Source organism: Spongiibacter sp. IMCC21906 (assembly GCF_001010805.1).
Classification (GTDB): Bacteria; Pseudomonadota; Gammaproteobacteria; order Pseudomonadales; family Spongiibacteraceae; genus Spongiibacter.
Genome location: NZ_CP011477.1, coordinates 2,906,336 through 2,927,741, shown reverse-complemented (window position 1 = coordinate 2,927,741; position 21,406 = coordinate 2,906,336). Strand labels below are relative to the sequence as shown.

Here is a 21,406-nt window from a genome sequence, read left to right as displayed (position 1 = left end):
TGTTGAACGTGCGCCGTAATAGTTACTACCTTAGCAATCCGCTGGTTCACCGCAATCGCCAGCTTGCCGACGCCCCATCAGCTTGGGTGCGCCGCTTTGACTGCAGTGATATCAAGCCCCTGATTATATGCCGTGGCCCTATCCGCAAAGAGGCTATTGATGTCTTTGAGGAAATGGGTATCAGCGAGTATGGCATTTTATTGTCAGAAAAAGACTCGATTACCTACACCAATGCTTTGGCACCAGAGCTTCGCAGTCTGAAAGATCCCAATCGTATCCATCGCGTACCTGATTACAGCGGTGTTACCAAGAGTGAGCGTCAGAAGCGCATCCAGCAGATTATTCGCATCGCGCATGAAAATGGGTATAACGCGATTTTTGCTGGCTACGGCTTTATGTCTGAAGATGCAGAAATGGTCGAGGCCATGGAAGAGGCCGGGTTGAATTTTATCGGCCCCTGCTCTTTTACCCAGCGTTCGGCAGGCATGAAAGACCAGGCCAAGCGCACAGCACTGGAGACGGGTGTCTCGGTGACGCCCGGCGTCAATAACGCCACTAGCCTGGCACTGTTTGCCAAATATGGTCGTGATGGTTTGGAAAAATGCGCCAAAGATCATCAACTCGACGTCGATTTTGCGGCCTGCAAAGACGAAGAAGAGCAAGCCCTCGCGCTGTTGTCAGCTTCTTATAATGCGGGCATCGACATTATTGATGCCGACGATATTGGCGCGGCACTGCAAGTTGAAGCCAAGCGGATGTTGGCGGAGAAGCCCAATAACCGTTTTCGTTTGAAAGCCATTGCCGGTGGCGGGGGAAAGGGCCAGCGGATTTTGCAGTCGGCCAATTCCTGTGACGGAGACAGCCTTGAGGCGAAAGTGGACAACGCTGCTGCCGGTGTGCCCGCGCTGGTGAAAGAGTGTTTGATTGAGCTGAAAACCAATGGTGTAGGCGACAATAAGAATGTTCTGATTGAAATGAACATTGACACCACCCGACACCAGGAAATTCAGGTGGTGGGTAACGGCGAGTGGTGCATGACCATGGGCGGTCGTGATTGCTCACTGCAAATGCATGAACAGAAACTACTCGAAGTTTCCGTCACCCAGGAAGAGCTGGAAGAGGCCATTGCTGCTGCGGAACAGGCCGGACTCAGTGAGGAAGCGCAGCAGCTTAAAAAAGATCTGTTGATTCTCCAAAAAATGGAGCACGAAGGTGCGGTGTTTGGTGAGGCCGTGAAGCTGGATTCGGTGGGCACTTTTGAATGCATCGTCGATGGCGAAGCCCACTACTTTATGGAGATGAATACGCGTATTCAGGTGGAGCACCGGGTCACCGAGCTTTGCTACAAGCTCAAGTTTAGTAACCCCGATGATTCGGCCGATTATTTTGTGGCCGAGAGCTTGGTAGAGGTTATGGTGTTGTTGGCTCGCCACGGTAAGGCGCTGCCAAAACCAAGCCGCTTACTCCGGGAAAAGAATACGGTTGAAGCCCGCATGAATGCTACCAACCAAGCGTTGCAGCCCCATGCCGGCGGGATTATCGAGAACTGGTCGAACCCGGTTGAGGGTGAGATTCGCGATGACCAGGGTATTTCTACCCACAACCCTGATACTGATGTCTTTATGAAGTATCACTTGGCAGGGGCCTACGATTCCAATATCGCTTTGTTGCTGACCACGGGTAACAGTCGCCTGGATAGCTACCAGCGCCTAGCAGAAATACTGCGCCAGACCGAATTGCGGGGCAAAGATTTGTCCACCAACCTGGAGTTTCATTACGGCCTGTTGCACTGGTTTATCGGCAACGGTATTAATGCCCGGCCTGCCACTAATTTTATTGTTCCCTATTTAACAGCCGTGGGTGAACTGAAAGAGCAGGCGCAACAAATTGACCTTGAATACGCCTACAAACGTATTTGCGAAACCTATGCTGTCGCTGATGCCGATAATGCTGGGGTGTGGCGCCAGGTGTTGAATGCCAAACAATTGTTGCTGACTCGCCCCCTTGAACGCTTGTTTAACGAACCGCATTACATGGCGGGTTGGATTAGTGTTCACAAAGACGCGTTAACGCTGTCGGCGGACGGGGTGGTTTGGCATCAAAATCCTATTCGTCTGCTGGATCGCTTGTATCACTATCTCAATATGGATTATGAACTGGGTAAGCCCGCCCGATACATGATTTGGGATCACGACCACGACATTCTCAGCGATGCTTTGGCCTTTTATGATGCGCTGGAAAGCCGCTTGGGTACCCAGAACTACCCAGAGATTGCTGCGCTGTTGGCAGCTGATACCCCAGCGGGTGATTTGACTGCAGACGAGTGGGCCGCGGCGCAGAGCGCGCATATTGCTTATCAGGCGGGTACTGAACTGCTGAGTATCCTGGCTCATATCCCGACCCAAACGGGCTTCTGTGAGCTGGCCGTCAATGCGGATTTGAGTATTACCATCCCCGAACGCTTGACCGATGTGAGCCTGCAGAAACGGATGGCCAAAGTGTTGGTGCCACCGCCAGCGGCCAAATCAGATGAAATACTGGCGCTCAGTGGCGGCATGTTTTATCCACGTGAAGCGCCGGGTATGGATGTGTTTGTGAATGAAGGCGATCACTTTGAAGCCGGTGATACCTTGTACATTGTTGAAGTCATGAAAATGTTCAACAAGGTGTTGGCGCCCTTTGCCGGTACTGTCGAAAAAGTGCTGGTAGAGGGTGATGGTGTGATCATCAAGAAAGGTCAGCCACTGTTTAAAATCAGCCCTGATGAAGTTATTGAAGTGGTGACCCCTGAGAAAATTGCTGCAGAGCGCCGTGAGAAAACCGATGGTTTTTTACAGAATTTAGTTTAGAAAAAATAATGCAGATGCTGGCTTACTGAGGTGATGCCAGCAATGCCTGGAGACCGTATTTATGATTACCGCGCTTGATCATATCGCCATTGCCGTACCGGATTTGGATAAAGCCATCAAACGCTTTATGGAAGACTTTGGTCTGCCCTTTGAGGGTGTTGAGGAAGTGGCGAGTGCAAAAACCTCTACCGCTTTTTTTCCTCTACCGCCGACCAGCATCGAATTGGTTCATCCCCTTAATGGTGAAGGCCCCATTGCTAAATATTTAGAGAAAAAGCCGGGTGGTCTTCATCACCTGTGTTTTAGAAGTGACGATATCGATGCAGATGTTGAACACTTGCGCGCTAAGGGGTATCAGTTTTTATCAGATGCCCCCACCTTGGGCGCCCATAACTGTAAGGTGATTTTTATTCATCCTAAATCCTGTGATGGCGTATTGATTGAGTTGAGTCAACCTTCAGCGTAACGGCACGGCTGCCAGGGAGCAGTCTGGTCTTTAGAATCAATTGTTAAATTGTTTATACATAATGGGTGTGACACCCATCCATTTTTTAAACGCACGGGTGAAGGCGCTGGTTTCAGAAAAGCCTATTTTAATAGCGGTTTCCGCTACGCTGCAGCCTTGCTTGCGCAGAAGATCAATGGCGATTTCACAACGTAATTGATCTTTTATATCTTTGAATTGTACGCCTTCTCGGCGGAGATGGCTGCGGAGTGTGTGAGGGTGTACGCCAAGATTTTGAGCGATGTCGTTGACGCTGGGGTTTTGATCCAGTTTTAAAATCAGTTGCTGTTGTACTTTGGTTCGCCAGTTTTTGTGTTGTGTGCGTTGGGCCACCATGGACAAATTGCTGTGTTCTAAAAACTTCGCCAAGCTGTAGTTGTCTTGACGTATGGGCTCATTGAGGTAGCGGCGGGGAAAGTTAAACTGACTGCACTCGCAGTTAAAATTAACGTTGCTGGTGATGAACAAGTTGCGGTACTCACTGCGATGCGGCGTTTCTGAAAAGCAAAAATCAACCGATATGAGTGGTATCAGTTTGTTGATAAGCCAGTTGCTGAACCGGGATACATAAAAGAGAAAGGATTCGAAAACGTAATCCGGAAAAGGGTGGTCCGCCGTTTTTATCATTTTGAAACTGGCAACATCGCCCGATACATCCAGGCGAGTATCAATACCCAAAGGAAGCAGGCGGTAAAAACGGGCCAAGCGCCTTATGGCTTCACCTAGATTGTTAGCGGCGATACTCAATTGGGCCAGTGTTGCCCAGCTGCCTAATGGCAGTGGTGAGGGGCCAAGGCCCATTTGCTCGTCCTTGGTTTCGAGCATGATGTCTCGCAGTAAATTGGAGAAGTCGACACCGGGTACCCGGGCAGAGTCATTTTTTAGCAGTTCTTTGGGAATGTGATTTTGCTCAATTAAACGCAGAAAGGTCTCCGGTTGCTCCCGTAGTGAGGCCAATGCGGCATTGACAAAATAGATGGAGACTGTTGGCGCATGCATGGTTTTAAACTCGATGAAAACACCTGGTTACTATAATGAAATGTCAATATCACTGCCATGTTTTGTCATGTCATTGTTGCGGCTAATGGGCAAAATGTTAGCTTGAGAACTACGTTGTTTGTTGGCGCAGAGGTATTACAAAAGCGTATTGAGTTTTTGGTCACAACGAAATGAATGAGACGATTTAACATCCCGTTTTATTGCTGTTGGAGTAAAGCGGAATACTTTGTAACACAGCCAGATATAGCTGAAATAAGGAGAACATCATGGATATTCAAGATAAAGTTGCCGTTGTCACCGGTGGAGCATCAGGTTTAGGTGAAGCGACGGTGCGTGCCTATGTTGCAAAGGGTGGCAAGGTCGCTATTTTTGATATGAACGAAGAGCGAGGCAGCGCCATTGTTGCGGAGCTTGGTGCGGACAAAGTCGCGTTTTTCAATGTGAATGTGGCGGATGAAGCGTCTGTGCAAGCGGCAATTGACGGTGTAATGGCCAAGTTTGGTGCCATTCATATTTGTAATAACTTTGCAGGTATTGGCAGCGCAGTGAAGACGCTGAGCAAAAATGGTCCCTTTCCATTGGCAGAATACAGCAAAATTATTAATGTGAACTTGGTGGGGACGTTTAACGTTGCCCGTTTAGCCGCCGAACAAATGGCGAAAAACGAAGCTTATGATGGTGCAAATGCCCGCGGTGTGATTATCAACACGGCATCTGTTGCTGCATATGAAGGTCAGGTGGGGCAGCTGGCTTACAGCGCATCTAAAGGTGGCGTGGTGGGTATGACTCTGCCGATGGCGCGGGACTTGGCATCGTATGGCATTCGAGTGAATACCCTCGTTCCTGGTCTGATTCATACGCCTTTGTTTGAAACTATTCCAGAAGCTGCCTACAAATCCTTAGAACAAAGCGTTGTGAATCCTCAACGTCTGGGCCGCCCTGAAGAGATCGCCCATGTATCGGTAATGATTGCTGAAAACGAATATATGAATGGCGAATGTATTCGTTTAGATGGCGCGATTCGCATGCAACCTCGATAAGAAGTCGGTGTTATCAGGAGTGGGCTTTTTGCCCATTCCTACTATTATTTGATTTTTAGAGCCTTGATGGTTGCAATTTAAGCCTGTTTTTAACGCCGCACTGGCAACGCAGATAGAAAATCAACAGCCTGCTAGGGGTCTGTTAGAACATCGCTAAATTAATTAGCGGTGCTCTCGTTATTGGAGTAAGACATGAGTGAGTACAACACCGTTACCTTAGAGGTAAACGAGCAAGTTGCCACCATTTGCTTGAATCGGCCGGAAAATCTTAATTCCTTTAATCGCGAGATGCGTCTTGAGCTGCTGGCCGCCGTGCGAAGCGTAGCCCACGATTCTGCCATTCGTGTATTGGTGTTGAGTGGTGTTGGTAAGGCGTTTTCTGCGGGGGCTGACCTTGCTGCGGTTGTTGAGCCCGATCAAACCGTAGAAGAGCAATTGCTGGAAGAATATGGCCCTATACTTCGTCAAATTGGCGATATGGATCAAACGGTAATTGCCGCTATTCCCGGTGTTATGGCGGGGATCGGTGCTGCTTTTGCTATGCAATGTGACCTGTCGGTTATGGCGGATACTGGTCGTATGGTTATGGCGTTCAGTAATGTCGGTCTGGTTCCTGATGGCGGTGCCAGCTGGAATTTACTGCGTTATTTGGGCTATCAGCGTGCCTTTGAACTGATTGCTGAAGGTGGGCAATTGAAGGCTGCAGATTGTCTTGCTGCGGGTTTGGTTAACCGGCTGGTTCCCGCAGAGGAGGTTTTGACATCTGCTCAAGACTGGGCAAAAGCCCTCGCGGCAAGACCGCCCATTGCCTTGCGTAGCGCCAAAAAACTGTTGCGGGCAGCGGCGACGGAAACCTATCAGCAAACGCTTGCTGCTGAGGCAAACGCTCAGCTAGCCTGCCTGGCCAGCGAAGATTCTCAGGAAGCGATTGTCGCATTTAAAGAAAAACGTCAGCCGGTATTTAAGGGTAAGTAGCGAATTTTATGGTGCGAGAGATTAGCTGCCCATTCATAGAGAGAGTTTGATATGAGCGATGTGTTGGTCACTGTTGAAGACGGAGTCATGGTTATCACCATTAACCGTCCCAAAGCAAAAAACTCCATTAATAAAGCTGTAGCAATAGAGATTGCGGCAGCAATGGAGGAACTGGATAGTAATGAGAATATTCGAGCGGCGATTTTAACGGGTGCCGACAACACTTTTTGTGCAGGCATGGACTTGAAGGCGTTTGTCAGTGGTGAAATGCCCATGGTTAAAGGTCGAGGCTTTGCGGGTTTGTGTGAACAGCCACCCAAAAAACCATTAATTGCTGCAGTAGAAGGCTATGCATTGGCAGGAGGCTGTGAGCTGGCATTGAGCTGCGATTTAGTGGTGGTAGCAAACAATGCCAAGTTTGGTATTCCAGAAGCCAAGCGAGGCTTGGCAGCCGCCGCTGGTGGTTTGATGCGCTTACCGCGTCAAATCCCATCCCGGGTCGCAATGGAAATGGCCTTGATAGGGGACTTTATCGACGCTCAACGAGCTTATGAGCTGGGCTTGGTAAATCGCATCGTGGATGCTGGCCAAGCATTGGCGGGTGCGAAGGACATGGCAAAAGCGATTGCGGCCAATGGCCCGATGGCGGTTATGGCCTCCAAGCAGGTAATTGTTGAATCCCAAGACTGGTCCAGCGATGAGATGTTTAAAAAGCAGGCCGCGATTATCGATCCGGTGTTTGCCAGTGAAGATGCCATTGAAGGCTCCAAGGCTTTCGCAGAGAAACGCGCCCCAAACTGGAAAGGCAAGTAACTAATAGCTTGCTGCAACGTTATAAACAGAGGTGAATCTATGAATGAAGCGTGGATTATTGATGCATGCCGCACTCCCCGGGGTGTTGGCAAACCGGGCAAGGGTGCACTGTCGGGAATTCATCCCCAGCACTTGGGGGCAACCGTATTAAAAGCTCTTGCTGAACGTAATAAACTGAACACGGCTGAAGTAGACGATATTGTCTGGGGCACGAGCTCCCAGCGTGGGGAGCAAAGTGGTGACCTTGGTCGCATGGCCGCCCTTCAGGCAGGTTATGATGTCCGCAGCAGTGCTGTCACTCTGGATCGCTTTTGCGGCTCTGGTATTACGGCGGTCAATATTGCTGCAGCGAATATTGCCTCAGGTTTTGAAGATTTGGTTATTGCCGGTGGCACCGAAATGATGTCCAACTACGGCCATGCTGGTAACGATATGCCTGCCTTCATGGACAACGGCAATATGGTGCTGCGGGAGATGCATCCGCAGCCCCATCAGGGTGTGTGCGCTGATGCCATTGCCAGTCTGGAAGGCATTGACCGTAGAGCTCTGGACGAGTTGGCAGCCGTCAGCCAGGAGCGTGCAGCCAATGCGATTGCCAATGGCTACTTCGACAAAAGCTTGATTCCCGTCTACCGGCAGGACGGTAGTTTAGCCTTAGATAAAGAAGAGTTTCCCCGTCCCGGTACCACAGCGGATGCTCTGGCTGAATTGAATCCGTCTTTTGCTAAACTGGCCAATATCCCACTGGATGAGGAGGGCACCACTTACGCCAGCCTTATCAGCAAAGCCTACCCTGACCTTAAAGTGGAGCATGTTCACCACGGAGGCAACTCATCGGGTGTGGTAGATGGCGCGGCAGCAATGTTGCTGGCTTCTCCAGATTACGCTAAAAAGCACGGCATGAAGCCTCGTGCTCGAATCGTTGCCATGGCTAATATGGGTGACTCACCCACCTTGATGCTGAATGCTCCTGTGCCAGCGACTAAAAAGGTATTGGCCAAAGCGGGATTGAGCATAGACGATATCGACCTGTTTGAAATTAACGAAGCTTTTGCTGTAGTAGCAGAAAAATATATTCGTGATCTTAAACTGGATCGCAACAAGGTAAATGTAAACGGCGGTGCAATGGCGCTTGGTCACCCTATAGGTTGTACGGGTGTCATGCTGATTAACACATTGCTAGATGAACTTGAGCGCCGTGATCTTAAACGAGGTCTAGTGACCATGTGTGCTGCCGGCGGTATGGCGCCAGCCATTATTATTGAGCGAATCTGATTGCTGTGACAGCCCTCTATTATTGTAATAGAGGGCTTGAACAATCAGGGCTTGCTTAGGATTCGCCAGTGTCTATTTTAGCAAAAGCCTTTCCCATCATAGTGTTTATACCTATCTGCTTTTTCTCATTAATATCCCAGCGTAGATGCCGTATTGAGGCCGGATATTGTCCGCTAAGATACATTAATAAAAAATGCGCTTTTGCGTAATGGCGATAATGTCTTGTATTGCTGTTCGGTGACGCGGAAAGCCATCTTAATTTACTTGTATATTTTCTAGTATTTACCCACGTTGAGTTTCTTTGGATTTCTTCCATTTTTCTCAGCACTATAAATATCTTATAAAAATTATAGTTGGGTCGATGCATGAATAATTATATGAAGTTTTTATCCTTTCCGATAATGCTTGCGGCATTATCAGCAAATGCACAAAAAAATAATCCTGTAGAAGAGGTTGTTGTTACTGGTACAAAGCGTGATCAGGCGCTGCAGGATGTCCCCTCATCAGTAAACGTATTAACTGAGTCAGATATTGCGGAAGCCGGTATTAAACGGCCCAAGGATTTTTTGGCAACGGTACCGAATGTTACCTTTATTGAAGATAATGCGGGCGAGGTTTATGTCAATATACGTGGGCAAACCGCTGTGCGGAACTCTGACCCGAATGTGGCCGTGGTTATTGATGGCGTGCCCCTGGTCAGCTTAAAAGCATTCAACCAGGATTTATTTGATATTCAACAAATTGAAGTTTTAAAAGGCCCGCAGAGTGCGGTGTATGGCCGTAATGCAGCGGCGGGTGCCATTGTTATTACCACAAAGCAACCAGGTGACGAAACCGAAGGTTCGATGTCTGCTGGTATGGGTAATTTTGGTAGTAGCCGGATGTCAGTTGGCTTAAGCGGTCCATTTAGTGATGAGCTAAAGTTTGCCTTGTCTGCGGCAACACGGGAAACCGATGGCCCTTTTACCAATCAACTGACCGGCGAAAAAGTGCAGCGTTATAAAACTTCGCTGGGGCGCTTGCGGCTTTTTTATAACCCTAATGATGATACAAGTGTTAATTTTCGCTTAGCTGCCCATGACTCAAAAGGGGGTGGCACAGCCTATAACGGACAATTTGCCGGTGTGCCCATCGGCGGTGTACCGGTGCCAGCACTGGATGCCAATTTAATGTTACCGTTTGTATCTAACGTCGCTGGCTTCTCTGAAGAAGAAATGCTTGATATGGCGCTGGATGTAGAAAGGCAGCTCGATTTTGGCAGCATTCGCTCCATCACGAGCCTGAATAGCTTTGACCAAACCTTTGGTGGCGATGGCGTGCCTTATATTGCCGATAGTGGTGCAGAGGGCGCTCTTACCCAGATGTATACCTATGATGATGAGGTTTTTTCGCAGGAGTTCAGAGTTTCATCAAATGCCGATGGCCGTATTCAGTGGATGGCTGGTGTCTATTTTCTGCAGTTTAAGCGTGATCAGATCAGTGAATTAAACCAGGACGTTAATGGCACCCTGTTGCGGACCCGCGGTGTTGACGGCCCGGATACGATTGCACCCACGGCAAGCTACACGAACAGCGAATTTGAAACCACGAATTATGCTGTGTTTGCCAATATGCAAATGGATTTGAGCGACAGGCTGACACTGGAACTCGCAGGCCGATATGATGTTGAAAAGCGCGAGGTAACAGAAAAAGCACCTGAAGCATTCAACTTGTGTGTTCAGGCTTTTTCAACGCCCTTATCAGCGTGTAACGATTCCACAACCTTTAGAAATTTTTCGCCCAAAGCCTCACTCATTTATTTGGCAGGTGACGACCTGACACTTTATGCAAATTACGGTAAAGGCTATAAGAGTGGTGGCTATAACCCACTTGGGAGTAGACAGGCACTGATTACGGCTGGCGCTGGTGCCGGTGTCGATGAAAGTGACATCTTTGTTCAAGACCAGTTCGAGGAAGAGGTTTCAGAGTCTTTTGAGTTAGGCGCAAAAGGCAAATTCTTTGATCAACGCTTGAGTGTCAATATTGGTATTTTCCATACGGTGGTTGAAGGGGCTCAACAGTTTGAGTTTTTCCCATCAGCCGGTTTGCAAACCGTGACGTCTATTGATGAAGTGGAGCTAAAAGGCTTTGATGTCGACTTTACTGCATTGCTGCCATCTGAATATGAGGTATTTGGTGGTTATGGCTTTACCGATGGCGAAGTGACGGAGTTTGCTGCCAACCCCAGTTTTGAAGGTAATACCGCGCCAGGTTCTGTTAAAACCACCGCTACCCTGGGCGTGACAAAAACCTTTGAACTGAGCAACGGTCTGTCGTTAACCCCCCGTCTTGAAGTCACTCGTTATGGTTCAATTTGGTGGGATGTTGCCAATACCCCAGGTACTGAGCGCGACCCGGTGACTATCGTCGATGGTCGTTTAACCTTGGCAGAAGGGGCTCAATGGGAGGTGGCATTGTGGGGTAAAAACCTGACAGATGAAGAATATTATCAGGAGGTGGTACCGCTGCTTGGTGTCTTGTCAGTCAATTACCGCGCTCCAACACGTAGTTACGGTGTCGATTTTACCTACCATTTTTAAGTTTTTAGCTAAATTTTAAAGACCACCCAGGTCTCTTACTCTTAATCATATTTTTGTTGATAGCGCTGCCCACGATTGGAGCAGCGTTTTTTTTTGCTTAAGAAAAGTTGGTGCCATGAATTATTTGTGTAGTGCTACCTATACTTAATGACTAACAAAGAAACATTAATGCAATTTTAGCTAGTAGATATGACTGTAATAAAAGAGGCTTAGCCCGTCATTTCACGACCAAAAATACGTCGGGCAATAACCCAGCTTTGTATTTCGTTAGCGCCTTCGTAAATCTCTCCAATTTTAGAATCTCGATAAATTGCCTCCAGCGGGAAATGCTTTTGGGGACCCGATAAGGTTTTTACAAAACCGTAGGCACCGCAGACCTGAATTGCGTCTCGGGCAATATCGCAGGCGACTCGTGAACCGGCCAATTTGGCCATGGCGGCTTCGGTATCGGCAATTCCTAAACGGTCATAGAGTAATGCCGCTTTTTGGGTGAGGTTTCGAGCGGATTCGATTTGTAGGGCGTAGTCGGCAAACTTGTATTGCCAGTGTTGAAACTTTGCCAGTTCTCTGCCAAATACTTTGCGTTGGCCCATATAGTCGGTGGCAAAATCAAATGCGGCTTGCGCCATGGCGCAGCCAATGGCGCCAATTCCCATACGCCCTTGCACTAGGGCTTGTATCGCAGTGCGAAGACCGCTGCCAACATTGCCAACTACTCGGTCATCGCTGACGAAAGCGTTGTTGAAACTAACATCGGCGGTGAGCTGAACGTGGTTGCCCATTTTAAGGTCCGGGTCAGAGACACTAACGCCGTCCTGATTCATGTCGACCAGCAGCATGGTAAGGGAGTCTTCGGTTTTGCACAGGGTTAAAATCAGATCGCCGGCGGGTGAGTTGGTGATCCATCGTTTAACGCCGTTGATGCGGTAACCGCCATCGACTTTTTCGGCAAGAGTTTCGATTGAGTTAACGGACAAGTCCGTGCTGGCGGCGGGTTCTGAGGTGGCAAAGCAACCAACAAACTCGCCGCGGATCAGCTTGGGTAAAAACGAGTCTCGAATCGATGCCTGAGCATTATCCAGTGTTTTGCCTACCAAAATGGCTTGGCCATCGTAAAAAGCTGAGGCCAGGCTGGGCGAGTAGTAGCCCAGCTCTTCCAATACTGTCATTGTCGCCAGCGTAGGGAATTCCAAGCCTCTACCGCCGACATCTGCGGGATAGGGGATCTCATATAAGCCCGCTGCTGCCATGGCATCAAATTGCTCGCGAGCAAAGCTATCTTTGGACTCAGGAGTGGTGTTGAGCTGGTGGGCGACAGGGCGAATAACATCGTCGGCAAACTCCCGTGCTTCTTTACGAATGAGGAGTGTTTCTTCGGGAATAAAAATGTCATTAAAAAGCGTGTCGGCGTGCCGTTTCATATTATTGAGTCCTGAAAGTCGCTCGTAGTTAAGTAAACGTAGCTAAGTAATTGTAGTCAAGTAAACGTAGTTTAGTCGTTCTTTGCTATGACGGTGCCCAACTTTAGACTAGGGAGTTTTTATCGGAAATGCTCATACTCGATGCTTTGGTTTGGGCGGTGGTTTGGTCGAGTATAACTGGGCTCTCATTCCCCGTCGCTGTAACGAAATGTTAAAAAAATACACTTAATTGATCATGGCGTAAGCAATCGCGCTCACTTCAAAATAGATTCTGATAATGCAGCACGAGATCAGTGTTGCAGCTTTAGAAATTTACTTTTTAGGGGTGAGTGAATGTCTATTAACAATAACGGTAGTCAGGTGGTGTTTTTAGAATTTCCGCTTAGTGGGTACGGCCAACGTGAGGAAGGTTGCAACTATGTCAGTCAGTAAAGGCCCTCTACATGGTCTACGTGTTGTCGAAATTGAAGGGCTTGGCCCTGCGCCATTCTGCGGCATGATGCTGGCAGATATGGGGGCGGAGGTGATCTCGGTGACCCGAAAAACCAATACGCAACCTCGCCCCGATGCCATTAGTGAGCGTGGTAAACGCAGTATTGCCGTAAACCTTAAAAGCCCCGAAGGCGTTGAGATTATTCTCAAGCTGTGTGAAACCGCTGATGTATTGATTGAGGGCTTTCGGCCGGGTGTGGCGGAGCGACTAGGAATTGGTCCCGAAGCATGTCTTACTCGCAATGAAAAATTAATTTACGGCCGCATGACAGGCTGGGGGCAGGATGGCCCAATGGCTCACGCGGCGGGGCATGACTTAAATTACATTGCTTTATCTGGCGCCTTGCACGGTATGGGAAGGCCGGACTTACCCCCAAAGCCACCATTGAATTTGGTTGGGGATTTTGGCGGCGGTGGGATGTTTCTCGCTTTTGGCATCATGTGTGCGATCTTTGAAGCGGGTCGTTCTGGCAAGGGGCAGGTCATTGATGTGTCGATGGTTGAAGGCTCCGCCAGTCTGATGCATATGATGTACGCGTGGTTGGCGGCAGGAAACTGGCAGGATAAGCGGGGTGTCAATCTACTCGATGGTGGCGCCCATTTTTATGACAGCTATGAAACCCAAGATAATAGATACATCACTCTAGGTGCATTGGAGCCGCAATTTTATCAATTAATGCGCGAGAAAATGGCGCTGGACTCACCAGAGTATGACGACCAAAACAATATCCAGAATTGGCCAGAACTGAAAATAAAAATTGCCAATATAGTTAAAACAAAAACCCGTGAGCAGTGGTGTGAATTGCTGGAAGGCTCTGATGTGTGTTTTGCGCCTGTTCTGTCTATGTTAGAGGCACCAATGCACCCGCATAATCAATTTCGAAAAAGTTTTTATACCAGTGACGGCGTTGTACAACCGTCTCCTGCTCCTAAATTCAGCCGTAGCGTTCCGCCTCAACCGGAGTCCCCCTGTTTTGCGGGTGAAGATACCGAAGCCTTGCTGCTTACCTTGGGCTACCCAGCAGAAGACATTGCCGCGTTGCGAGAGCAAGGTGTATTGACCTGAGTCTATATGAGCAGAAATAAGAGATACGATAATGAATATGACATTAAGTGAAGAGCAGTTGCTTATACAGCATACTGCCAGAGAGTTTGCTCAAAAGGCCTTGGCTGGCAATGCCGCTAGTTTGGATAACGGCGAGGGTAAAGAAACGTTTTTTAGCAATCTTCGCAGCCTAGCCGAACTGGGTTTTATGGGCTTAAATATTGCGCCAGATTTTGGAGGAAGCGGCGCTGGTAGCATTGCGTTTAGTTTGGCGATTACTGAGTTGGCTCGGGCTTGTGCCTCTACAGCAGTAACCGTGTCGGTGACCAATATGGTGGCGGAGGTTATTCAAACGGTGGCGTCCGAGGCGCAAAAACGCCAGTACCTGCCCAAAATTTGTAGTGGTGAATATCCTGCTGCGGGTTTCTGTTTGACTGAGCCCGGTGCAGGCTCCGACCCTTCGGCCATGCGAACCAGTGCAGTAAAGGATGGGGGTGAATGGATATTGAATGGCTCCAAAGCTTACATCACCAGTGGTGAGTTTGCCGGGGTGTTTGTGGTTTGGGCGGTGACAGATAAAGAGGCCCCTAGAGGTAAAGGCATTTCCTGTTTTTTGGTAGAGCGAGAAACGGCAGGGCTGGAAGTGGGGCCCGCCGAAGAAAAAATGGGTCAGAAAGGCTCGGCTACCAATCCTGTCTATTTTGACAACTGTCGTATTCCAGAAAACGCCTTGATGGGCGAGCTAAATCGAGGTTATCAAGTGGCCTTAGGTGAGCTGGCGGGTGGCCGTATTGGCATTGGGTCGCTTGCTTTGGGTATTGGTTTGGCCGCCACTGATTACGCGAAAAGCTATGCCCAAGAGCGGGAGCAATTTGGTAAACCCATTTCCAGTTTCCAGGCACTGCAGTGGATGTTGGCAGATAGCTACACAGAGCTGGAAGCTGCCAGACTACTCCTTATGCAAGCGGCTTACCTTAAAGAGGGCGGCAATGCATTCGCTGCTCAGGCATCTATGGCAAAATTATTTGCCACTGAAGCCGCCAATCGTGCTTGTTATGCTGGCCAACAAATTTTGGGTGGCCATGGCTACAATCGTGAGTATCCCCTCGAACGCTATGCTCGCGATGTTCGAATCACCAGTATTTATGAGGGAACCAGCGAAATTCAACGTATGATTATTGCCAGAAACGCTTTGGCCCAATGATAAGGAATTGATAATGAGCCTTCCCGAAATATTTAAAGATCGGCTGTCGTTGCCGGTTATCGCTGCGCCGATGTTCTTGGTGTCTGGCCCCGAACTGGTTATTAACTGCTGTAAATCTGGCGTGGTGGGTAGTTTTCCGGCGCTAAATCAGCGCAGTAGTGATGGCTACGAACAATGGTTGCAAGAAGTTCAAGCCGCGTTGACTGAAGAGGATGCCCCCTTTGCCGTTAATCTGATTGTTCACAAAACCAATCCTCGATTGGCTGCGGATATCGCGCTGACGGTGAAATATAAAGTGCCCATTGTGATTACCTCATTGGGCGCAGCTAAAGACGTGGTGGATGCAGTCCACAGTTACGGTGGTCTGGTTTTTCATGATGTCACCAATGTGCGCTTTGCTAAAAAAGCGCTGGAAGCGGGGGTAGATGGCCTGATTGCGGTGTGCGCTGGTGCAGGTGGCCATGCTGGCACTTACAACCCCTTTGCTTTTATCTCGGAGTTAAAACAACTTACTGATAAAACGATTATTGCCTCAGGCTGTATTAGTAATGGCGATTCAATATTGGCAGCCCGGGCCTGCGGTGCTGATTTTGCTTATGTGGGCACCCGTTTTATTGCCGCTAAAGAAAGTCTCGCCAGTCAGCCTTATAAAGACATGCTGCTTGAAAAAACTGCAGCCGATATCGTGTATACCCCTAAAATTTCCGGGGTTCATGCCAATTTTCTCAAACCCAGTGTGGATGCTGCTGGCATTGATCTTGATAACACACCCACGCCCGCAATGGATGCCGAGCATGAGCTGAGTGGCGAGGCAAAAGCCTGGAAAGATGTCTGGTCTGCAGGCCAGGGCGTGGGGGCGATTGCTTCTTATGAAACCGTTGCTGAAATTGTGGATAAATTTAAAAACGAATATACCCAAGCCTTTCAGCGGCTTTCTGAATTTAAATAGCCAATAGCGCGGTTGATGAGCGCGGAGAACAGTAATGCAATATATTTATGGCGCGAAGCGCACTGCGCTGGGTGGACTGAACGGTCAATTTGCAAAGCTAAAAGCACCGGAGCTGGGTGCCGCTGCGATTAAAGGTGCATGTGCGGAAAACCTGCGGGCCAGTATCGATGAAGTCCTGATGGGAAATGTTATTTCTGCTGGGGTAGGGCAGGCGCCAGCACGTCAGGCATCGTTAGCCGCGGGGCTGAGCGAGTCGATTCCCTGCGTGACGGTTAGCAAGGTGTGCGGCTCAGGCATGCAGTCTATCATTACCGCTGCCGACCAAATCAAAGCTGGGAGTAGCAAGCTGGTCGTCGCTGGTGGTATGGAAAGCATGAGTGCTGCGCCGTATTTACTTGAACGTGCACGGCAGGGTTACCGCCTTGGCCACAACCAAGTACGTGACGCCATGTTTGTCGATGGTTTGGAAGACGCGTACTCGGGAAAATTAATGGGGCAAGTGGGTGAAGTGGTTGCCGCTGAATATCACTTCAGTCGTGAAGAGTTGGACGACTACGCATTGCTTTCTTTAGAGCGCGCGTTAAGCGCCCAGAAATCTGCTGCCTTCGACGAAGAAATTGTGTCGGTGAATGGCATCGCCAGCGATGAGCAGCCGGGCAATGCGCGTCCGGAAAAAATCCGAACGCTAAAACCGGCATTCTCTCCTGACGGCATCATTACTGCAGCAAATGCCAGTTCTATCTCAGATGGCGCTGCAGCATTGTTAGTGGGTAGCGAAGGTGTTGATGCACAACCCTTGGCTGCCATTAAGGGGTATGCCCGAGTTGCCGGTGCGCCAGAGCAGTTTCCTGTTGCGCCAGTACACTGTGTTAAAAAATTAATGAAGGACATCGGCTGGACAGTCGATGATGTTGACCTGTTTGAAATCAATGAGGCCTTTGCTTTAGTTGCCTTGTTACCTCATAAATTGCTGGGCATTCCACTGGAAAAAATCAATGTAAACGGCGGTGCATGTTCACTCGGTCATCCGCTGGGTACCTCAGGTGCCCGAATCGTTGTCACCCTGTTATATGCGCTTAAAGCCCGGGGTTTAAAGCGTGGCGTTGCAAGCTTGTGTATTGGTGGTGGTGAAGCGACGGCGATTGCTATTGAGTTAGTGTGATTTTTTGTAGCATGCTTGAAAGTGATCGTCTGTATTGTTGACGGTTAGTTGCTGCTTTTGACGCGACAATATTTTTTAAAATGTGTCTTTAGGTTTTTGCGCTGATGGATGTTCTCCTTTTACTGGCCAAGTGTGAATTGGATTGTGGTCGGCGCGGGTCCATTCTGGCGGCTTCCATATATGTTTCAAACGCTCATTAAATCTTCCTGGCGCAGCTACATCACGAAGCATGTCAATAAATTCATGGACGTTAAGCACTAAGAAATTATGGCTTTTTATTTGCTGCCGAATACCGTATCTCACTTTTTCATGTTCGATTTGATAGGTTCCAAATAGGTGGTCATATAACATAATGACACCGCCATAGTTTTTGTCGATGTAGGCAGAGTTGCGACCGTGATGAACACGGTGATTAGACGGTGTATTGATCCACCATTCGATCCAGTGATGAAGCTTTCCGACGGATTCGGTGTGTACAAACCATTGAAACGCAAGGTTGGCGCCTAGCAATCCAAGAATCAAATCGGGGTTAAAACCAATAAATACGGCAGGGGCATAAAAAATCCATGTACCGACGATGCCATTAAGAATACTTTGCCGGGCTGCGGTAGACATATTCATAATTTCCCCTGAGTGATGGGACACATGTTGAGTCCAGAACCAGCGCACGCGGTGTGACGTTCGGTGGTAGCAGTAGTAGCAAAATTCCTGTACAAAAAATGCCAATATCACTGTGCCAAAACTGATGGGAATAGTGTGTATTCGGTGTTCCCATACAAAGGCAAACACGGCGGCAACATAGAGGATGTTCATAATGGCACTGGATGCGTAATAAGCCGTACCTAATGAAAAATTGGCGATCACCTCACGAAGATAAAACGGCTTTCCCTGAGCTGTTCCCCAGCCTCCACTGTTAAGACGAAAGGATGACCACTCGACTAAATACCCTGCCACAAATAGCGGCACCATTGGGATCAGAATCATTTCATTGAGCGTGGGCTCTCGACCTAACACCGCTGCCATTAATTGACTGAGTTCTGCTGTGAATGACATAGGGCGACCTGTTCTGGTTTGGACACGCGCTCTGGAATGGCCAAAAGCTTAATTAGAGTGTTGCTAAATAAACTTTTAGCCTATTTTTGTTATTCACACCATCAAAAAGTCAAAGAATGTCTGGCTACATTCTGCAGCTAAAAAGGGTGGTATCCATTGGCTAGGCTGAATTTGGGTGGGTCAGGTTTGATTCGGCATAGAGGCTGTCTGAGATCTGCTGGTCGGAGTGAGAGGATTTGAACCTCCGGCCCCCGCCTCCCGAAGGCGGTGCTCTACCAAGCTGAGCTACACTCCGTAATTTATGTGGTCTTTGCTTAATTAGAAAAGATAACAAAGTGTTTTTATTCTCTCAATGATCGTTTTGTCACTAACGCTTAGCAAGCGAACATTAAAGTAATGCATTATTTATAAGCGTATGTAGCATTGCACCCATAAGGCTACTTTTCCGGGTAGCTCTAGTCTGAGGTATCGCCCAGAGGGGCTGTTTTGCAGGTTTCCATTGATTTGGGGGAGGTGCATTTATCATAAATACTGTTACTATGTGAACAGTTAATAAATTCATGTAAATAGATGAGTGGTTGGGGAAGCAATGGAGAAATCATCCAGTTCGAAAGGCTATAACGACGCCCTTTCTAGTGAGGTGCAGATTTCGGATGAAGATCAAAAGCTAAGGCTGGGGTTTTTAATTCACGATGCGGCTCGTCTGCGAAGAATTGTTATCGATGAGGTGTTTCGGCCCCTGCGAGTGACGCGTTCTCAGGCTTGGGCATTGGCATTTTTGTCTCGCCGAGATGGTTTGACTCAATCTGATCTGGCCGATGATATGAACTTGGGGAAAGTCACCTTGAGTGGTCTTATTGATCGCCTGGAAGACGTTGGCATGGTAGAACGCCGTTCTGATCCCTCTGATCGACGTATTAAGCGTATTTTCATTACTAAGGAAGGGCGTCGGGTTATTAAAGAGATGCGACAGTTGACTCTGGATAGCAATGAGAAGATGCTCAAAGGCATCGATTTTGATGAAATTTTGAACACCATAGAAACCTTGCGTAAACTTAACAGAAATCTAAAGTCGATTAAAAACGGCTTGGCTTGAAGTCTGAACGAGGCCTATTGAATAGAAGGCCTCGAAAAAATAAGCTAATAACAATAACTTAAAAGAACAACAGTGTTTGGCCAGATAAGCGTCGGCCTTGTCATCACAGCATTCAGCTTTACGTGGCCCTTACCTTATAAGCATTTTTGATAAATAGCAGTTGACGATAAAGTTTAATAAACTTACGATGCGTCTACACTGTATGTTATTTTCTTGAGCTGTAATAGGCTTTAGCCGGACAGTCCAAGTACACATAATGAATAAGGTCCAAGAAGATGAGCATCCCTTTTCTGTATAGACGGTTGGCCTATGTGGCTCTGAATGTGTCTGATTTGCAGCGTTCGAAGCTGTTTTACCGTGACATGATGGGGCTTGATGTGTCTGGTGAAGACGAAGGGCGTAGTGTTGCTATGCGCTGCGATACGCATGCGATGAGCTTGGCGCTCTACCAGTCTGAAAGCGTTGGCTTGCGGCGGGTCGGTTTTCAGTTAGCTTCTCTTGAAGACCTTCATAAAGCCCGTGAGTTTTTTTGTAGCAAAGGGCTGGATGTATGGGATGTCCCCGAAAGTGAAAAACCGTTTTTGAAAATTGATCAAGCCTTTCGAGTGCTTGAGCCTGAAACCGGTATCACCTTCGAATTTTTCGATAATATGATTGAGCCAGGTGAAGCGTTTGTACCTCGCTTGGCAAAAATCCAGCGTTTGGGTCACGTCGTTATTCGCACTACTCGGTTAGACGAATGCTGGGCGTCACTGGCTGAAAATTTCGGCTTACTTCCCTCTGATTATGTTGTTGATAAAGCGGTTTGGGCGCGCTGTTATCCCAACCCCTTGCATCATAGCTTTGCCTTGGTGGGGAGTGAGGAAGACGGTCTTCACCACGTTAACTTTATGGTGAGTGAGCTGGATGATGTCGGTCGGGCGAGAAACCGACTGCTGGATGCTGGTGTAGAGATTGTCTTTGGGCCGGGCCGTCATAAACCGTCTGGTAGCGTGTTTTTATATTTTCTTGACCCCGATGGAATGACCGCAGAATTTAGTTTTGGTATGGAAGAATTTCCTGTTGAAGGTGCTCGCCAGCCCCGAATGTTAGAAAACTCCGCAAGAACGATGGACCTCTGGGGTGGTCGCCCCAAACCTCAGTTTAGTAATAAAGGGGTGATTGCGGGGCCGGATAAATGAGCTTGAATGAAGCTGCTCTGGCTGATCGTTTAGCGGTGGTAACTGGCGCGACCAGTGATATTGGTCGCGCTATTTGCTATGGCTTGCTGGAACAAGGTGCCAACGTCATCTTGGCCGATCTAGATGAAGACAAGCTCAATGCGCTGCGTGATGAGTTTTTTGGTATTGGCGTGAAAGTACATATTCAAGCAGGTGATTTGTCTAGCCAGGCCGATGTTGAAACACTGATGGCTTTAGCCGCTGAGCTGGGTGGTGTCGATATATTGGTCAACAACGCAGGTGGCGGCGTAATAAAGCCTTTTCTGGAGCACACCCCAGAAACTTTGGAAGCAACAGTAAATAGAAACCTGTGGACGGCATTGTGGTGCTGCTGGTCGGCAATTCCGCAAATGAAAAAAAAGCAGTTTGGTCGAATTATTAATATTGGTGCCGACTCGGTGAGAAACGGCCTTGCTTCACATGCTGCATATAATGCGGCCAAGGGCGGCGTCCATGGTTTGACGACAGGGCTGGCCAGAGAGTTTGCTCCAGATAATATTACGGTTAACACGGTTGCACCTTGCGCGGTGCAGACGGCAATTTTAGATGAGTTTTTAGAAAAAAATCCCGAAACAGCAGCGAAATTTTTGAGCGTTATCCCCATGGGACGAGCAGCCAAAACATCGGAGGTAGCCTCTATGGTTTCTTATCTCGCTGGGGACGATGCTGCTTTTGTCACTGGTCAAGTGATCAGTGTCAATGGCGGCAGCACGATGCTTTGATGGAGTA

17 protein-coding genes and 1 tRNA gene are annotated in these 21,406 nt (G+C 48.4%); 14 read left to right on the top strand and 4 right to left on the bottom strand.

Going from position 1 to position 21,406, the window contains the following annotated elements:
• Positions 1 to 8: 8 nt before the first annotated feature.
• Positions 9 to 2,849 carry a biotin/lipoyl-containing protein gene (locus IMCC21906_RS13460; RefSeq protein WP_231580273.1) on the top strand — a complete coding sequence of 947 codons (2,841 nt, stop codon included), beginning with the start codon at positions 9 to 11 and terminating at the stop codon, positions 2,847 to 2,849.
• 61 nt (positions 2,850 to 2,910) lie between these two features.
• Positions 2,911 to 3,315, top strand: coding sequence for a methylmalonyl-CoA epimerase (mce, locus tag IMCC21906_RS13455; RefSeq protein ID WP_047012595.1), 405 nt, complete (start codon positions 2,911 to 2,913; stop codon positions 3,313 to 3,315).
• A gap of 36 nt (positions 3,316 to 3,351) precedes the next feature.
• Here the strand turns inward: mce and IMCC21906_RS13450 are convergent, their stop codons facing one another.
• Entirely contained in the window at positions 3,352 to 4,353 is a 1,002-nt protein-coding gene (locus IMCC21906_RS13450; RefSeq protein WP_047012594.1) for an AraC family transcriptional regulator, read from the bottom strand.
• Between the two features lie 266 nt (positions 4,354 to 4,619).
• Here IMCC21906_RS13450 and IMCC21906_RS13445 point away from each other — a divergent pair, with 266 nt between their 5' ends.
• The 5 genes from IMCC21906_RS13445 (at position 4,620) to IMCC21906_RS13420 (ending at position 11,035) form a co-directional block, all read left to right on the top strand.
• Positions 4,620 to 5,393: an SDR family NAD(P)-dependent oxidoreductase gene (locus tag IMCC21906_RS13445; protein ID WP_047012593.1), complete on the top strand. Its 774-nt coding sequence runs from the start codon at positions 4,620 to 4,622 to the stop codon at positions 5,391 to 5,393.
• Positions 5,394 to 5,585: 192 nt separating this feature from the next.
• On the top strand, positions 5,586 to 6,368 hold the full coding sequence (locus tag IMCC21906_RS13440) for an enoyl-CoA hydratase/isomerase family protein (protein WP_047012592.1): 783 nt from the start codon (positions 5,586 to 5,588) through the stop codon (positions 6,366 to 6,368).
• Between the two features lie 51 nt (positions 6,369 to 6,419).
• Positions 6,420 to 7,181 (top strand): crotonase/enoyl-CoA hydratase family protein, encoded by a 762-nt coding sequence (locus IMCC21906_RS13435; RefSeq protein ID WP_047012591.1) that lies wholly within the window; start codon positions 6,420 to 6,422, stop codon positions 7,179 to 7,181.
• A 39-nt stretch (positions 7,182 to 7,220) separates the two neighbouring features.
• Positions 7,221 to 8,456, top strand: coding sequence for an acetyl-CoA C-acetyltransferase (locus IMCC21906_RS13430; RefSeq protein WP_047012590.1), 1,236 nt, complete (start codon positions 7,221 to 7,223; stop codon positions 8,454 to 8,456).
• A gap of 377 nt (positions 8,457 to 8,833) precedes the next feature.
• Positions 8,834 to 11,035, top strand: coding sequence for a TonB-dependent receptor (locus IMCC21906_RS13420; RefSeq protein ID WP_197085902.1), 2,202 nt, complete (start codon positions 8,834 to 8,836; stop codon positions 11,033 to 11,035).
• A gap of 209 nt (positions 11,036 to 11,244) precedes the next feature.
• Here IMCC21906_RS13420 and IMCC21906_RS13415 read toward each other — a convergent pair whose 3' ends face one another.
• The gene (locus tag IMCC21906_RS13415) at positions 11,245 to 12,456 is read right to left on the bottom strand and encodes an acyl-CoA dehydrogenase family protein (protein WP_047012587.1); all 1,212 of its coding nucleotides are present in this window, start codon (positions 12,454 to 12,456) and stop codon (positions 11,245 to 11,247) included.
• A 418-nt stretch (positions 12,457 to 12,874) separates the two neighbouring features.
• Here IMCC21906_RS13415 and IMCC21906_RS13410 point away from each other — a divergent pair, with 418 nt between their 5' ends.
• The 4 genes from IMCC21906_RS13410 to IMCC21906_RS13395 are packed head-to-tail and all read left to right on the top strand — an operon-like array spanning position 12,875 to position 17,308.
• Positions 12,875 to 14,014 carry a CaiB/BaiF CoA-transferase family protein gene (locus IMCC21906_RS13410; RefSeq protein ID WP_047012586.1) on the top strand — a complete coding sequence of 380 codons (1,140 nt, stop codon included), beginning with the start codon at positions 12,875 to 12,877 and terminating at the stop codon, positions 14,012 to 14,014.
• Between the two features lie 31 nt (positions 14,015 to 14,045).
• Complete coding sequence (locus IMCC21906_RS13405) at positions 14,046 to 15,197, top strand: acyl-CoA dehydrogenase family protein (protein ID WP_047012585.1); 1,152 nt, start codon at positions 14,046 to 14,048, stop codon at positions 15,195 to 15,197.
• A gap of 13 nt (positions 15,198 to 15,210) precedes the next feature.
• Positions 15,211 to 16,146: a nitronate monooxygenase family protein gene (locus IMCC21906_RS13400; RefSeq protein WP_047012584.1), complete on the top strand. Its 936-nt coding sequence runs from the start codon at positions 15,211 to 15,213 to the stop codon at positions 16,144 to 16,146.
• Between the two features lie 34 nt (positions 16,147 to 16,180).
• A complete protein-coding gene (locus IMCC21906_RS13395) occupies positions 16,181 to 17,308 on the top strand; it encodes a thiolase family protein (protein WP_047012583.1) in 1,128 nt (375 codons plus the stop codon).
• A 75-nt stretch (positions 17,309 to 17,383) separates the two neighbouring features.
• Here IMCC21906_RS13395 and IMCC21906_RS13390 read toward each other — a convergent pair whose 3' ends face one another.
• Both IMCC21906_RS13390 and IMCC21906_RS13385 read right to left on the bottom strand, forming a co-directional pair.
• Entirely contained in the window at positions 17,384 to 18,361 is a 978-nt protein-coding gene (locus IMCC21906_RS13390; RefSeq protein ID WP_047012582.1) for a sterol desaturase family protein, read from the bottom strand.
• 218 nt (positions 18,362 to 18,579) lie between these two features.
• Positions 18,580 to 18,656 (bottom strand) — tRNA-Pro (locus tag IMCC21906_RS13385).
• 294 nt (positions 18,657 to 18,950) lie between these two features.
• Here IMCC21906_RS13385 and IMCC21906_RS13380 point away from each other — a divergent pair.
• The 3 genes from IMCC21906_RS13380 (at position 18,951) to IMCC21906_RS13370 (ending at position 21,399) form a co-directional block, all read left to right on the top strand.
• Complete coding sequence (locus IMCC21906_RS13380; RefSeq protein ID WP_052763540.1) at positions 18,951 to 19,457, top strand: MarR family winged helix-turn-helix transcriptional regulator; 507 nt, start codon at positions 18,951 to 18,953, stop codon at positions 19,455 to 19,457.
• Positions 19,458 to 19,732: 275 nt separating this feature from the next.
• A complete protein-coding gene (locus IMCC21906_RS13375) occupies positions 19,733 to 20,638 on the top strand; it encodes a VOC family protein (RefSeq protein ID WP_047012581.1) in 906 nt (301 codons plus the stop codon).
• On the top strand, positions 20,635 to 21,399 hold the full coding sequence (locus IMCC21906_RS13370; protein ID WP_047012580.1) for an SDR family NAD(P)-dependent oxidoreductase: 765 nt from the start codon (positions 20,635 to 20,637) through the stop codon (positions 21,397 to 21,399). Before IMCC21906_RS13375 ends, IMCC21906_RS13370 begins: the two co-directional genes overlap by 4 nt.
• Positions 21,400 to 21,406: the final 7 nt, after the last annotated feature.

What these genes read in the sequence shown, in the direction of transcription:
- IMCC21906_RS13390 (WP_047012582.1), bottom strand. Translation starts at nt 18,361, where the DNA reads ATGTCATTCACAGCAGAACTCAGTCAATTAATGGCAGCGGTGTTAGGT.
- IMCC21906_RS13420 (WP_197085902.1), top strand. Translation starts at nt 8,834, where the DNA reads ATGAAGTTTTTATCCTTTCCGATAATGCTTGCGGCATTATCAGCAAAT.
- IMCC21906_RS13395 (WP_047012583.1), top strand. Translation starts at nt 16,181, where the DNA reads ATGCAATATATTTATGGCGCGAAGCGCACTGCGCTGGGTGGACTGAAC.
- IMCC21906_RS13415 (WP_047012587.1), bottom strand. Translation starts at nt 12,456, where the DNA reads ATGAAACGGCACGCCGACACGCTTTTTAATGACATTTTTATTCCCGAA.
- IMCC21906_RS13440 (WP_047012592.1), top strand. Translation starts at nt 5,586, where the DNA reads ATGAGTGAGTACAACACCGTTACCTTAGAGGTAAACGAGCAAGTTGCC.
- IMCC21906_RS13370 (WP_047012580.1), top strand. Translation starts at nt 20,635, where the DNA reads ATGAGCTTGAATGAAGCTGCTCTGGCTGATCGTTTAGCGGTGGTAACT.
- IMCC21906_RS13445 (WP_047012593.1), top strand. Translation starts at nt 4,620, where the DNA reads ATGGATATTCAAGATAAAGTTGCCGTTGTCACCGGTGGAGCATCAGGT.
- IMCC21906_RS13375 (WP_047012581.1), top strand. Translation starts at nt 19,733, where the DNA reads ATGAGCATCCCTTTTCTGTATAGACGGTTGGCCTATGTGGCTCTGAAT.
- mce (WP_047012595.1), top strand. Translation starts at nt 2,911, where the DNA reads ATGATTACCGCGCTTGATCATATCGCCATTGCCGTACCGGATTTGGAT.
- IMCC21906_RS13400 (WP_047012584.1), top strand. Translation starts at nt 15,211, where the DNA reads ATGAGCCTTCCCGAAATATTTAAAGATCGGCTGTCGTTGCCGGTTATC.
- IMCC21906_RS13450 (WP_047012594.1), bottom strand. Translation starts at nt 4,353, where the DNA reads ATGCATGCGCCAACAGTCTCCATCTATTTTGTCAATGCCGCATTGGCC.
- IMCC21906_RS13430 (WP_047012590.1), top strand. Translation starts at nt 7,221, where the DNA reads ATGAATGAAGCGTGGATTATTGATGCATGCCGCACTCCCCGGGGTGTT.
- IMCC21906_RS13435 (WP_047012591.1), top strand. Translation starts at nt 6,420, where the DNA reads ATGAGCGATGTGTTGGTCACTGTTGAAGACGGAGTCATGGTTATCACC.
- IMCC21906_RS13405 (WP_047012585.1), top strand. Translation starts at nt 14,046, where the DNA reads ATGAATATGACATTAAGTGAAGAGCAGTTGCTTATACAGCATACTGCC.
- IMCC21906_RS13380 (WP_052763540.1), top strand. Translation starts at nt 18,951, where the DNA reads ATGGAGAAATCATCCAGTTCGAAAGGCTATAACGACGCCCTTTCTAGT.
- IMCC21906_RS13410 (WP_047012586.1), top strand. Translation starts at nt 12,875, where the DNA reads ATGTCAGTCAGTAAAGGCCCTCTACATGGTCTACGTGTTGTCGAAATT.